13 protein-coding genes and 1 pseudogene are annotated in these 13,874 nt (G+C 63.8%); 1 reads left to right on the plus strand and 13 read right to left on the minus strand.

Going from position 1 to position 13,874, the window contains the following annotated elements:
- Positions 1-374, plus strand: a pseudogene (locus E8F06_RS05675) (lipoate--protein ligase family protein); the annotation flags it as partial.
- 214 nt (positions 375-588) lie between these two features.
- On the opposite strand, the gene E8F06_RS05680 reads toward E8F06_RS05675, so the two are convergent.
- The 13 genes from E8F06_RS05680 to E8F06_RS05740 form a co-directional block, all read right to left on the minus strand.
- Positions 589-930, minus strand: coding sequence for a transcription initiation protein (locus tag E8F06_RS05680; protein WP_280365051.1), 342 nt, complete (start codon positions 928-930; stop codon positions 589-591).
- A gap of 166 nt (positions 931-1,096) precedes the next feature.
- A complete protein-coding gene (locus tag E8F06_RS05685) occupies positions 1,097-2,677 on the minus strand; it encodes a choline dehydrogenase (protein ID WP_280365053.1) in 1,581 nt (526 codons plus the stop codon).
- A gap of 60 nt (positions 2,678-2,737) precedes the next feature.
- Positions 2,738-3,691 (minus strand): alpha/beta hydrolase, encoded by a 954-nt coding sequence (locus E8F06_RS05690; RefSeq protein WP_280365055.1) that lies wholly within the window; start codon positions 3,689-3,691, stop codon positions 2,738-2,740.
- A 9-nt stretch (positions 3,692-3,700) separates the two neighbouring features.
- Complete coding sequence (locus E8F06_RS05695; protein ID WP_280365058.1) at positions 3,701-5,338, minus strand: 3-(methylthio)propionyl-CoA ligase; 1,638 nt, start codon at positions 5,336-5,338, stop codon at positions 3,701-3,703.
- Between the two features lie 2 nt (positions 5,339-5,340).
- The gene (locus E8F06_RS05700; protein WP_280365060.1) at positions 5,341-6,891 is read right to left on the minus strand and encodes an NAD(P)/FAD-dependent oxidoreductase; all 1,551 of its coding nucleotides are present in this window, start codon (positions 6,889-6,891) and stop codon (positions 5,341-5,343) included.
- A gap of 53 nt (positions 6,892-6,944) precedes the next feature.
- A complete protein-coding gene (locus E8F06_RS05705) occupies positions 6,945-7,106 on the minus strand; it encodes a hypothetical protein (RefSeq protein WP_280365062.1) in 162 nt (53 codons plus the stop codon).
- Positions 7,107-7,291: 185 nt separating this feature from the next.
- Entirely contained in the window at positions 7,292-7,969 is a 678-nt protein-coding gene (locus tag E8F06_RS05710; RefSeq protein ID WP_280365065.1) for a c-type cytochrome, read from the minus strand.
- On the minus strand, positions 7,969-9,456 hold the full coding sequence (locus E8F06_RS05715) for an FAD-dependent oxidoreductase (RefSeq protein ID WP_280365067.1): 1,488 nt from the start codon (positions 9,454-9,456) through the stop codon (positions 7,969-7,971). The genes E8F06_RS05710 and E8F06_RS05715 overlap by 1 nt, the downstream gene beginning before the upstream one ends.
- Positions 9,457-9,739: 283 nt before the next feature.
- Entirely contained in the window at positions 9,740-10,444 is a 705-nt protein-coding gene (locus tag E8F06_RS05720; RefSeq protein WP_280365069.1) for a TetR family transcriptional regulator C-terminal domain-containing protein, read from the minus strand.
- A 157-nt stretch (positions 10,445-10,601) separates the two neighbouring features.
- Entirely contained in the window at positions 10,602-10,898 is a 297-nt protein-coding gene (locus E8F06_RS05725; RefSeq protein ID WP_280365071.1) for an EthD family reductase, read from the minus strand.
- A gap of 39 nt (positions 10,899-10,937) precedes the next feature.
- Positions 10,938-11,354 carry a RidA family protein gene (locus E8F06_RS05730; RefSeq protein WP_280365074.1) on the minus strand — a complete coding sequence of 139 codons (417 nt, stop codon included), beginning with the start codon at positions 11,352-11,354 and terminating at the stop codon, positions 10,938-10,940.
- Positions 11,355-11,368: 14 nt separating this feature from the next.
- Positions 11,369-12,199, minus strand: coding sequence for a phytanoyl-CoA dioxygenase family protein (locus E8F06_RS05735; RefSeq protein WP_280365076.1), 831 nt, complete (start codon positions 12,197-12,199; stop codon positions 11,369-11,371).
- A 397-nt stretch (positions 12,200-12,596) separates the two neighbouring features.
- The coding region (locus E8F06_RS05740) for an aldehyde dehydrogenase family protein (RefSeq protein WP_280365078.1) at positions 12,597-13,874 on the minus strand (1,278 nt) is incomplete at its 5' end.

The following is a 13,874-nucleotide window of genomic DNA, read 5'->3' on the forward strand; positions in this document are numbered from 1 at the left end:
TGGGGCTGCTACCTGGTCTCGGGGAGGTTCCCGGCGCGTTCTGTGACGGTCGGTTCAACGTGACCCTGGGGCGCCGCAAGCTGGTGGGAACCGCGCAACGTTGGCGGCGGCGTGCAGCAGATAATCGCCTGGTGGTGCTGGTTCATGGCGCAATCCTGTTCGAGGACCAGCGAGAGGCCATGGTCGATGTGGTCAATCGCTTCTACCAGAGCTGCGGTCTGGAGCAACGATGTCGAGCTGCCAGCCACGTGTCTCTGGATGAGTGGTTGGCTCCGGTGTGGCAAGAAGCGAAAAGCCTCGCTGACTGGTTTGAAACTCCTTGGGAGGCTTGGTCACCCAACAAGGGGGCTGGCAATCAGATAGCTTTCTGTTGATCCGTCGCCTGATTTCCAAGCAAAGCACGATCCTCTGAAGACGTTCCTGTCGTAGTGGGTGCAAGGAAGCGCCTGCTATGGGCCCCGGCCAGGTATAAACGGCGCCGGCAGCGGATATCAGGCTGTTGGGCTGTTTCCCTGGACCCCAGAGCCGACTGGGCGCGTGGTGCATCAATGGTCAGGCTGCACTTTATGCGCCCGCTCAGTACCGCCCTCAGGACCGCGGGTCGAGCCCGAAGACGCGGAGCTCTTGCTCGCAGCGGCAGGCCTTCGCAATGCGCGCGGCCCACGCGACGGCCTCCTCGCGCGAGGGCAGTTCGAGCACGGTGAAGCCGCCGTCAAGCGAGGGCGCCCACGGGTAGCCGCCCTCGGTGACTGACCCGTCGGCGGAGACAAGCACGGGCGGCGCGTCTTCGTCGATGCCGCCGGCGAATACGTAAACGCCAGCGGCCTTCGCCTCTTCGATCACGGCGTGCGCGTCGCGGCCCACCGCCTCCAACTCGCCTTCGGGCACGACCATCGCCGCACTGGGAAAGGAGATCAGGTACTTGGCCATGGTGCGCTTTCCTTGGAGATTGATGACGGTGGTGAAGTGCGTGTGCGGCCTGACTACATGGCATCGCTGAGGGCGGGCCGCGGCATTGGCTCTCCCTTATCAGGCGGACAGCGAACGCGTTTACTCATCAGTCTAGCCCGTCATGATGCAGCTCCTTGCCGGCGCCTCAAGCCGAGGTGACCCACTCGGCGCCACGTTCGGCGATCATGATCGAGGCCGCGTTGGTGTTGCCGCCGACCAGGGTCGGCATGATCGAGGCGTCGATCACCCGCAGACCGTCGATGCCTTTCACGCGCAGGCGGCTGTCGACCACGGCCATTTCGTCCTGGCCCATCTTGCAGGTACCCACCGGGTGGTAGATGGAGTCCGTACGTTTGCGCAACAGCTCGATCAGTTGCTCGTCGCTGTGCAGGTCTTCGCTGTAGAGATCCTTGAGGCCGAAGCGCGCCATGGGGGACTGGCTGACGATCTCGCGGGCCATGCGATAGCCCTTGAGCAGGGTCCGTACATCATCGTCGTGGCCGAGGAAATTCGGGTCGATACGCGGTGCCGCGCTCGGGTCGGCGGAGGCCAGTCCGACACTGCCGATGCTCTTGGGTCGCAGCACGCAGACGTGGCAACTGAACCCATGCCCCCAATGGAACTTGCGGTTGTGGTCGTCGACCGAGCCGATGACCGAGTGCAACTGGATATCCGGGCGCGCCAGGTTGGCGTCGGTCCTGAGGAAGCCACCGCCTTCGGCGCAGTTGCTGGAGAGCGGGCCACGCCGGCGGCGCAGGTATTCGAACAGCGCCTTGCTCATTTTCGGAGTGCCACTGACCGACACGCCCAGCAGCGAGGTGTCGCTGCTCTTGTAGCAGAGCACGACGTCCGGGTGGTCCTGCAGGTTCTGGCCGACGCCCGGCAACTCATGCTGCACGGCAATGCCCTGGGGCTTGAGTTCCGACTCCGGGCCAATGCCGGAGAGCATCAGCAGGTGTGGGCTGCCGAAGGCACCGGCGGCCAACAGGACTTCCTTGCGCGCCTTCAGTTGCAGGTGCACGCCGTTGACCAGGGCCTGCACACCGACGGCCTTTTTGCCTTCGAGCAGGACGCGCTCGGCGTGGGCGCCGGTAAGCACGGTGAGGTTGCTACGTTCACGGATCGGTTTGAGGAAGGCCGTGGCGGTGCTCCAACGGCGGCCGTCGCGGATGGTCACGTCGTAGTAACCGACGCCTTCCTGCTGCGTGCCATTGAAGTCGGGATTGAAGCGGTGGCCGGCGTTGATCGCGGCTTCGACAAACGACTCGGTGGCGGCGTGGCGATGGGCTCGGCTGACGTAGAGTTCGCCGTCACCGCCGTGGTATTCGCTGCTGCCGCTGTGGTGCATCTCGCTCTTGCGGAAGTAGGGCAGCACATCGGCGAAGGACCAGCCATCGTTGCCCAGCGTCTGCCAATCGTCGAAGTCACTCTGGTGGCCGCGGATGTAGATCATGCCGTTGATCGAGCTGCTGCCACCCAGCACCTTGCCGCGCGGCTGGTAGCCGAGGCGCCCGCCCAGTCCCGGTTGCGCGACGGTTTTGAACGCCCAGTTGACGTGGCGGGTCGGCAGGATCGCCGCCATGCCGACCGGGATATGGATCAGTGGGGATTTGTCTTCGGGGCCGGCTTCCAGCAGGCAGACGCGGGTATCCGGATTGGCACTCAGCCGGTTTGCCAGGACGCAGCCGGCAGAGCCGGCGCCAACGATGATGTAGTCGAATTCCATCTTTGCGGGTCTCGAATAGGGGGAGCCAGGAAGCATGTGAGCGGAGTGGTTGCCGATCCGCTAGCCGTTCCAGTCCGTGTGGTCGTTGACGAAGCTCAGGATGCGCTGGGCCGCTGCACGGGCCTGGGGCAGGGCAGCGATCATCTGGAAGACATGGGGAAGCCGCTTCCAGATCTCCAGCTGCACCGGCACGCCGGCCGCGTCGGCCAAGGCTGCGGCACGAACGGAGTCATCCAGCAGCATTTCCGTGCTGCCCACCTGGAACAGCAACGGTGGAAGGCCGCTGAAATCCCCGAACAGGGGCGATACCGACGGTTGCGAATAGGTCTCGGCGGGTGCGTAGAAACCACGGATCCCAACCGCGAAGGCCAGGTTGAAGATCGGGTCGTGAGGCGCATTTCCCAGCGCGCTTGCGCCACTGAGGGTGAAGTCCAGGAAGGGCGAGAGCAGTACCGCGCAGCTAGGCAGCGGCTGATTGGCAGCCTTGAGGTGCTGCAGTGTGGCCATGACCAGGTTGCCACCCGCGGAATCGCCAGCGATGACGATGTCCTTGGCCTTGATGCCCTGATCCAGCAACCACCGGTAGGCCGCAAGGCACTCTTCCAGCGCGGTGGGATAGGGGTGCTCGGGAGCCAGGCGGTAGTCCAGCATCAGCGCCCGGGCCTTCAGCGGCTGACACCAGGACGCCACCATGGCGGCGTACACATCGGGCGTGTAAGCCACGAATGCACCGCCATGGATATAGAGCAGTACCCGGTCCTGGCGGCAACCTTTGGGCGACAGCCACTGGGCAGCGACGCCGTTGCAATCCACGCTTTCGCGTTGCACGTCGGCCAGGACACGAGGCGCCTGGCGATTCAGCTGGCGGAATTTTTCACGCAGTTTCGGAATGTCGATGTGCAAGCCATGCCGCGACTTCACGGAGAGGCGCAGCAGCAGATTGAGCAGCTCGCTTGTCCAACGGCCCTTCGCTGGATGGATGACGCGAGTGAAGGTTTTCACGTGAGTCGTCATGGCGCCACCTCAAGCCTGGGCCGGGTTAGCGGTCGGCCAGCGGTACTCGCGCAGCTGTTCACGCAATTGCACCTTGCTGATCTTGCCGGTCGCGGTGTGTGGAATTTCGTCGACGAACACCACGTCATCGGGAATGCAGAACTTGGCGACCTTGCCTGGGTACTGGGCCAGGATGTCCTCGCGGCTGACGCCCAGGTCTGCTTTCTTCACGACCACCAGCAACGGGCGCTCATCCCATTTCGGATGAGCGATGCCCAGCGCAGCAGCTTCGGCGACCGCCGGGTGGCCCATGGCAATGTTTTCCAGCTCGATGGAACTGATCCACTCGCCGCCGGACTTGATGACATCCTTGGAACGGTCCGTGATCTGCATGAAGCCGTCCTGGTCCAGCGTGGCCACATCGCCTGTCGGGAACCAGCCGTCCAGCAGCGGGCTGTCATCCTTGCGGAAGTACTGGTTGAGAACCCAATGGCCGCGGACCAGCAGTGCGCCTGAGGTCTTGCCGTCGCGGGGCAGGGCGTTGCCTTCGTCGTCGACGATCTTCAGGTCGATGCCGAAGGGCGGGCGGCCCTGCTTGACCTCGATGGCGAAGCGCGCCTCGTCGCTCAGCTTGAGGTGCGATTCCTTGAGCGTACTGACAGTGCCCAGCGGCGACATTTCGGTCATGCCCCAGGCATGTTGGATCTTGATGCCGAAGTCTTTCTCGTAACTCTTCATCAGGGCCGGTGGGCAAGCCGCGCCACCGACGACCATGCGCTTGATGCTCGACAGTGCCGAGCCGCTTTTCTGCATGTACTGCAGCACGGCCAGCCACACGGTGGGTACGCCAGCGGAGAAGGTGACGCCCTCGTTCTCGAATAGCTCGAAGACGCTCTCGCCATCCAGCGCAGCCCCCGGAAACACCAGCTTGGCGCCCACCAGTGGCGCCGAGTATGGAAGGCCCCAGGCATTGACGTGGAACATGGGCACCACGGGTGCGATCACGTCACGCCCGGAGAGGCCCAGGGCGTCCGGCTGCAAGCTGGAAAGGGCGTGCAGCAGGGTCGAGCGGTGGGAGTAGAGCACGCCTTTGGGGTTGCCCGTGGTCCCGGAGGTGTAGCAAAGGGCGGCTGCCGAGTTTTCATCGAGCTGCGGCCAGGCGAAGTCATCTGACTCTTCGGCCAGCAGGTCTTCATAGCAGAGCAGGTTCGGGATGCTCAGGGCCGGCATGTGCGCAGGGGCGGTCATTGCGACCCAGAACTTGACGCTCGGGCAGTGTGCTGCGATGGATTCGACCAGTGACGCAAAGCTCAGGTCGAAGAACACGACGCTGTCTTCGGCATCGTTCGCGATCCAGCTGATCTGTTCCGGGAACAGGCGAGGATTGATGGTGTGGGTGATCGCACCCATGCCCGAGATCGCGTAATACAGCTCGAAATGCCGGTAGCCGTTCCATGCCAGGGTGCCGACGCGGTCACCCTGCTGAACGCCGAGCTTCTTCAGCGCATTGGCGGCTTTCCTGGCGCGCACATGCGCGTCGGCATAGGTATAGCGGTGAAGCGTACCTTCGACCGTGCGGGAGACGATCTCAGTGTCGCCGTGATAGCGCTCTGCATGTTCCAGCAGGGAAGAGACGATCAGCGGCAGCGTCATCATTTGACCTTGCATGTTTACTCCCCCTGAACTTCACGGGTGGCGATCACTGGCTTCGCGTCTCGCGATACGGCCAATGGCGTGACGTTGGAGGAGGGTGTGCTCGCTTTTCTGGCGGGCAGGAACTCCAGACGGCTGTCCTCGACGGCGTCTTTGAGCAGCATCTTCTTGTCCGGGCCGTAGTTCATGGCGACCTGCCAGGGATAGGTTTTCCCCTGGCGCGGCAGGAACTGCTGATCGCGCTGGATATAGCCCGACTTCATCGAGTGCATGATGCTGTTGGGGGTGGAGTTCTCACCGTTGTCGTGCGGAATGACGACTTCAAGACGGTTCTTTTCCATGTAGGTGAACAGACGGCACAGGTACTGCGCCGAGACGCTGACCTTCAGGGTCCAGGCCGCGTTGGTATAGCCGAACAGCCAGGCAATGTTGGGCAGGTCTTCCAGCAGCACGCCCTTGTAGGTCATCCGTTCGCCGATGGCGCGCGGTACGTCATCCACCGACAGCTCCATGCCGCCGAGCAGCTGCAGTTGCAGGCCGGTCGCGGTGATGATGATGTCCGCTTCCAGCTCCTTGCCGGATTTCAGCAGGATGCCCTTCTTCGTGAAGCGATCGATCTGGTCGGTCTCAACGGAGGCCTTGCCATCGCGAATGGCCTTGAACATGTCCCCACCAGGCACGGCGCAAAGGCGTTCGTCCCAGGGCATGTACTTGGGCGTGAAATGGCGCATGTCGACGTCCGGGCCAACCTGCTTGCGCACGTGGGATAGCAGGAAGCTGCGCATCAGCTTCGGCCAGCGTCGGCAGACCGCGTAGATGGCGCGGTACATCAGGATGTTGCGTTTACGGGCCAGTTTGAGCGCCCACTCGCTCGGCATGATGCGAGACAGCGCGAGCGTCAGTACGTCATTGGACGGCAGCGCATAGATGTACGAAGGCGAGCGTTGCAGCATGGTGATGTGCCTGGCGGTATTCGCCATGGCTGGAATCAACGTCGCTGCGGTAGCCCCGCTGCCAATCACAACGACTTTCTTGCCCTTGTAGTCCAGGTTTTCTGGCCAGTGCTGCGGGTGGATCTTGATGCCCTTGAAGCTTTCCTCTCCAGGGAACTGCGGCAGGAAGCCGTCATCCTGGTTGTAGTAGCCGGTACAGCACAGCAGCTGCTTGCAGCTGTAGGTGCGCACAGTACCGCTGGGCTCGTGCAGGGCGGTTAGCTGCCACAGGCGCAATTCACTGGACCAGTTGGCGCGCGTGACCTTCAAGCCATATTGGATTTTGTCGCTTAAGCCGAACTCGGCTGCGGTGCTCTGGATGTAGCGGCGAATCTCGGCGCCGTCGGCCAGTATCTTCGGGCTGTTCCAGAGGCGGAACTTGTAGCCATAGCTGAGCATGTCCGAATCGGAACGAATTCCCGGATAGCGGAAGAGATCCCAGGTCCCACCGACGCGATCGCGGCGCTCCAGAATGGCCAGGCTCTTGTTCGGGAATTCTTTGGTGAGATGGCAGGCAGTGCCAATGCCCGACAAGCCGGCGCCAATGATCAGTATGTCGAAATGATTGTTGTTCATATGGATCTCCATGCTCATCGAGGTAAGCAGGGCAATTGATTAATGGAGTCGGCTTAGCCCGCGAGGCGTCCCATGAACAGCGATGCGCGGTGAGCTGCAATGGCGAGGTGCGCACTGCCCGAACGGTTCAGGAAAGCGGTCGCAGGTGCATTGGGCAGGGCAAGGGGGATGGCGATGCCGGCGTCGGCATGGGGAAGGTTTGTGGCGTCTTTCATGAGCTGAGCTCCTGAAGCTTTTGTTGTTTTGCTGGACTGTAATCCGCTGCAAACATTTACGCAACAGATGTTATGCAAATAAATCGTTACGTAAAATAAGGCCGACCTGCGGTTGCAGGGCGTGCGTGTTTTGCAGCAGGCGTTGCGCGGGTGGGAGATGGCGAGCGTCCCTGCCCGCCAGCGGGTCAGTGGGCGCTGTGGGGTTGCGTTGGCGCCAGTCCGGAGAGGTAGTGGACGGTGGCCTTGAGCTCCTCATCCGAAAGCGAGCTGGCCATCGCGTTCATGGCCTGGGCGGGGTCCTGGCGCTGGCCGTGCTTGAAGGCCTTCAACTGGTCCGAGAGATAACCCTCGCCCTGGCCGGCGATGCGGGGTCCGAGCGGGCCGCCGGAGAGGCGTTCGCCGTGGCAGGCAATGCATCCTCTGGCGGCTACCACTGCCTCTCCGCGTTTTGCCAGGGCGTCGTCCCGCTCAGGTGCCTCCGTCGTTTCCGGCCGCTGGCGGGAGAAGTAGTCCGCCAGGGACTTGATCTGCGTATCGCTCAGGTTCGCCGCCAACGGCCCCATCTGCGCACTGCGCCGCCGCCCCTCGGCGAAGGCATGCAATTGCGTTTCGATGTAGGCCGCTGGCTGACCAGCAAGGGCTGCATACTGCGCATCCCGGGGTTGGCCGTTGACGCCATGGCAGAGCGCACAGGAGTCCTGGATCTGCGGCCAGGCGCCGCCATTGGCCTCGTAGCCAGCGTAGTAGCGGTCAAGGGCATCCATGAACCGATAGCCTGACAGCAGTTCCGGTCCGACAACGGCTGCGGCCGTCAGCAGGCCCGCTGCCATGGCTGCGGCGCTGAAGAGAAGGGCTCGTTTCATCAGGCGTTCCTCCCGGCTTTCACCAGCGCCTGGAGCGCTTCGAGTGCTGCCCGGTGGCCGGAGCGCACTGCGCCGTCCATGCCACTGGCCCAGAGATCGGCCGTTTCGGTACCGGACCAGATCAGGCGACCGACCGAGGGTTTCAGGTACTGTCCCCATTTCGTCAGGAAGCCCGGCGGGATGGAGCCGACGCAGGTCAGGGTCCAGGGGTCGACCTTGCCCCAGTCATGGTCGTGAAACTGGGTAGGGTGCAGCGCCTCGTCGCCCAGTACCTCGGCGTAGATGGCCGACAGGGTGCTCTCGGCGCGCTTGGGATCCTGGGGCAGTTGTGCGGTCCGGACGAAGGCGCTGAGGACGCCGACGCTGCCATCCGGAGGCGAGTTGTCGTAGGAGAGGATCAGCGGACCATCGGCCTGGGTGATCTGGCCGTTGAGGCCCTGTTCCCGCCAGAACGGACGCGGATAGACATGCACGGTCTTGCGCATGGGGGCGTGGGAGGGCCAAAGGCGATGCAGCTCTGCGCGGCCCTCGGGAAGCGGTGGGTCGAAGGTGATCTGGTTGCACAGCGCCGGGTGCAGCGCGGCGATGACCTGGCGGGCGCGGATGATGCCCTGGTCGGTATGGATCTCGACGATTTCGCTGTCCCAGCCGACGATCTTGCGCACCGGGCACGAAAGCCGGACCTTGTCGCCCAGCGCCTGCGCCATCCGCGTGCTCAAGATCTGCGAGCCGCCGACGAAACGGGTTTCCTGGGCTCCGCCCTTGAACCCCTCGAGCTTTTCCATGCTGCAGTCGGCGGAGTTGATGAGGGAGAGGTAATGCAGCAGCGCCAGGTTCGAAGGGGGCGTGCCGGTGGTCAGTCCGATGGATGAATCGAAGCTGAGCCTGGCCACGTTGTCGAGCCCCTGTTGGGCCAGCCACTGGCCGACCGATAGCTTGTCGAGGGAGGCCGCCTCCGCCGCCGTCCAGGGTTCCTTGCTGGGAACGCCCCGCGCCAGTTCATTGAGCTTTTCCGTAATCGGAGAGCCGGAGCCCTGCCTATCGGACAGGTCCTCCTCATACTGGGCGCCGCCCACCAGGTACACGTTCTTGCCCTGGTAGTAGGAAGGGAAGGTATCGACCTCCAGTTCGCGGGCCAGGTCGAAGATGGCGGTCTGGCCGGGGCCGATCCATTGGCCGCCGGCTTCCGAGACGACGCCATTGCCCAGGTCGTGGTTGAGCGTGCGTCCGCCCACGCGGTCCCGGGCCTCCAGCACGGTGAAGGAGTCGCAGCCTGCCCGCTTCAGGTCCCGAGCGGCCGTGAGGCCCGCCAGCCCTGCGCCAATGATGGCCACGTCCAGGACATCGTCCTGTCCTTCCCGCAGCACATTGGCGGTGACTCGTCCGCTGAGCGCTATCCCGCCCATTAGTGCCGCGCTTCCCATCGCCTGCAGGAGCAGGCGTCGCCGGCGTGCAGTCAGCGATAAATCATGGTTTTCAGATTCCATCTTCGCCTCGGTCAGCTCTGTTGTTTTAATTAAGATAACCAGTGTTACGTAAAATAACTCACAACTGATGCGGTGCAAAGCGAAGAATGTCGGGAGGGGGAAGGATTGGGGTGCCACGCCAGGCGCACGCCCTGGCGTGACGGATTGCGGACGAGGCTAGGGCAGGCTGAAAAGCGCCCGCGCAGGCAGCACGAAGCACGCGGTTGCGAGGCCCGTGGAGGGGAGGGAATACGGGATATGAGAGATGAAGAAGGGCCCGGTGCGGGGCCCGTCGAGGTGAGGCTTACTGCGTGGCGGCTTTGGTTCGGGACGAGCGCTTGGCAGCCTTGGGCGGGGAAATCAGGGTGATCAGCGCATCGATCAGGGCCTGCCCGCGTTCCGCGCTGAAGCGCTCGGGCTCGATCGGCAGCATCATCAGCCAGCCATCGCTGAGGGCGCTGACCTGGTCGGCGAGCAGTTCGGCGGCGATATCGTCGCGAATCTTGCCCTGTTGCTGTCCTTCTTCCAGCACCGAGGTGAACACCTGGCGGAAGCGTGCGTAGCGCTGCTTGATAACCCCGCCGAACGCGGGCTCGTGGCGGGCGTGGGTGAGCAGTTGCAGCCAGGCCAGCCAGTTGTCCGGCTGGTCGGAGCTGATCCAATCCAGCCACTGCTGGATGAGTGACTTGAAGTCGAGCTGTTCAAGATTGATTTCCAGCAGCGCATCGACCCGGTCGAACAGATCCTGAGCCACGGCACCGACCATTTCTTCCTTGTTGGCGAAGTAGTAGGTCACTGCGCCCGTGGTGCAGCCAGCGTGTTGCGCCACCCGGCGCATTGACGCTCCGGCGTAGCCTTCCTGGGCGATCACCGCGATGGCCGCCGCCAGCAGCTCGGCTCGCTTGGCGTTGTGGTCGCCAACCGGCCGGCCCCGGCGCGCGACGGGTTTGGCCTCGTCTTCACTCGCGCTGTGGATTTCGGCGGTACGGCGGGCTTTGGAGTCAGGCATAGGTGCTCGAGAAGATGGTCAAGTCAGTTGAAGAAGTCGTTGCCCCTGGCAGCGGCTCTCCGGGGGCGATCCAGCATAGGGAAATTGTTGGAATAAAGCACTCACGACGGACCGGCACTGGAGCGGGGCATTTCCATCCGCCCGATCAGGCGGCCCTTCAGTCGTCGGCGCGGAAGATCACCGGTGAAATGTTGGTGAAGTTCGGCACATCGCCGACCACTTCGCGCGTCCTGGGGGAGGCCAGGGCGGCATCGATTCCGGCCTGGTCGGCAAAACGCAGGAGCACCATGCCGGCCAGGGGCTGGGGGGGCGCAGCGGGAAACAGGACCTCCGCCGATTGCAGGCCGAACTCGCTCCACGCGGCCTGGGCCAGCGGCAGGTGGGTGGACAGGTAATAGTCCCGGTCGAAGGTGGAACCGGCGGTCAGGGGGTAGATCACGGTCAGCGTAGCCATGGTGGTCCTTGTGCTTGTTATGGAAGGAGGTTTCCGGGTTCAGGCGTCGCCACATCCAGCTACCGCTACGGCACGGATCTCCACTCGCAGTTCGGGAAGGGCGAGTTGCGAAATGCCAATGGCGGTCCAGGACGGGTAGCGGTCGGGGAGGTACTGGTCCTTGACCTTGGCGAAGGTCGGCATGTCGGTCTGCATGTCGGTGTGGAAGGTCATCAGCTCCACCACATCGGCCAGGCTGGCGCCGGCCGCTTCGAGGACGGACTTCAGGGCCTGGAAGGCCAATTGCGCCTGCTCCTCGATGCCATCGCCGGGCTTCATGGCGCCGTCGATCCCCACCTGGCCGGAGACCCAGATCATGTCGCCTACGCGGGTGGCTTGGGAAAAGTGGAAGTTGTCGTAGAACACCTGGGTCGGCGGCGGATTGATGGACTGTCGCTTGAGGTTCTGGGTACTCATCGGCGGCGCTCCTCTCAGACGAGCTGGCGGAAGGTCGGGTGGCGGAAGGGTTCGCCGGCGTTCAGGGTCGACAGCTGCTCGGTGAACAGGACGCCTTGTGTCGGGTAGCCCGAATCGCTGTGTTCCGGCAGTGGGTGGAAGGTGGCGTCGTCGCCGAAAAAGCGGAAGACGAAGGTGTGGCGATCCGGGAAGTCCGCGTCGACCGGCGCGCCGCCGTGGAGCGAGCCGGGATGCAGCAGTACCACGTCGCCAGGCTCGGTGGCCCAGGAGAGGATCTCGTAGACGTCGGGGTTCAGACGGCGCTCGGCCTCGACATCCGGGAGGCGGGGCAGGTCGCCGCCATGCAGGGGTTGGGTCGGGTCGTTGGGGTCGCGGAACGTGGTGCCGTCGTAGCGTGGTCCGAGATGGGAGCCACGAATGATCTCCAGGGCATTCTTCCGGGGAACGGACTCGAAGCTGATCCAGGCGTTGCCCCAGTGCTTGCCGGCCCAGGGCAGGTAAGAGGTGTCCTGGTGCCAGAGCGTACGAGAACCATGGCCGCCGGCCTTGAGGAACACCTCCTCGGCGAAGTACCAGACATTTTCCGAGCCCCAGAGATCGGCGAACAGCTGGCCGAAGGGCAGGGAGGACACCAGTTCCTCCAGTCGTTCCTTGGCCAAGGGGTTGGCGTTGTCGACATGGGACTGCTGCTCGGATCCATTGAACATCCGGGTGGCGTGGGGGCCATGGTTTTCCACGGCCCAGTCGAAGGCTGCGCGGCACTGTGCCAGCTGATCCGCATTCAACAGGCCCTTGATCAGGACCGCCCCGTCCTCCAGAAACGCCTTGCGCAGAGAGTCGTTCATGGTGCTGTCTCCTCTGAGTTTTCTCTCGGATGAAGGGGAGACTAGCAGTGCGATTTAATTAACGCAACGTATGTTATTTTAATGTTTTGGACCCGGATCAGTAGGTGTCTGGAGTCGCTCTGATTGGGTAGCTCCCGGCTCGGGAGCTGGTGCAAGGAAACAGTGAGGGCGTCGGGCTGACCAAGGGTAGCGCGTATCCATGTGGGGGCGAATTCATTTCTGTAGGGGCGAATTCATTCGCCAAGGGCGGCGCAGCTGCCCCCTTCAAGATCTATGGGCAGACCTTCGGCCTGCTTGGCGAATGAATTCGCCCCTACAAGATGGGTTCGTCCCACAGACAGAACCCACAAAAAAACCGGCAGGCGTGAAGGCGCCTGCCGGAAATCGAGGGTTCGAATCAGTGGGCGATGCAGACCGACTTCAGCTCGGTGTACGCCTCGATCACCGCGCGGCCGAACTCGCGGCCCATGCCGGACTGCTTGACGCCGCCGAAGGGCATGTTCGGGTCCAGCAGCACGTGGGCGTTGACCCACACGGTGCCGGCTTCGATGCGCGGCACCAGGTTCATCGCCTTGGACAGGTCGTTGGTCCACAGGCTCGCCGCCAGGCCGTACACGCTGTCGTTGGCCAGTTCGATCATCGCGTCCTCATCGGTGAAGGGGATCACCGACAGCACCGGGCCGAAGACTTCTTCGCGCGACACAGTCATCGCGTGGTTCACGTCGGCCAGCACGGTGGGCTGGACGAAGAAGCCGTCGCCCTCCAGACGCTCGCCACCGGCGACTACGCGGGCGCCTTCCTGGCGGGCCAGGTCGATGTGCTTGAGCACGTTCAGCTGCTGCTTGCGCGACACCAGCGGGTTGATCGCCGCGTTCTGGTCCATGCCCGGACCGATGGACAGGCCTTTCACCGCCGCCGCCAGGCCCTCGACGAAGGGCTCGTAGATGGACTGGTGCACGTAGAAGCGCGAGGCCGCGGCGCAGACCTGGCCGTTGTTCAGCAGGCCGCCGAGCAGCGCGCCCTGCACGGCCTTCTCCACGTCGGCGTCGGCCAGCAGGATCATCGGGTTCTTGCCGCCCAGCTCCAGGGCGAAGCGGGTCATGTTCTCCATGCAGGCCACGCCGACGCTCTTGCCCACGGCGGTGGAACCGGTGAAGGACACCTTGCTGATCAGCGGGTGCGACGCCAGGGCGTTGCCCACGGTGCTGCCGCCGCCGGTGACGACGTTGAACACGCCGGCCGGGATGCCCGCCTCGAAGGCCAGCTCGGCCAGGCGCAGGGCGGTCAGCGGGGTTTCGCTGGCGGGCTTGATGACCACGGTGCAGCCGGTGGCCAGCGCGGGCATGGCCTTCCAGGTGGTGATCATCAGCGGGAAGTTCCACGGCACGATGCCAGCGACCACGCCCACCGGCTCACGCCGGGCGAAGGCGGTGAAGCGCGAGCCCGGCGGGATCGGGATCGACACGTCCATGGTCTGGCCTTCGATCTTGGTCGCCCAGCCGGCCATGTAGCGCATGAACTCGACGGTGGCGCCGACGTCCAGCATGCGCGACATGTTGATCGACTTGCCCTGGCTCAGGGTTTCCAGCTGGGCCAGTTCCTCGGCGTTTTCTTCCACCAGGGCGGCGAAACGCAGCAGGATGCGCTCGCGGTCGGCCGGGCGCAGGCCGGACCA

Source organism: Pseudomonas sp. BN411, assembly GCF_029871235.1.
GTDB lineage: Bacteria > Pseudomonadota > Gammaproteobacteria > Pseudomonadales > Pseudomonadaceae > Metapseudomonas.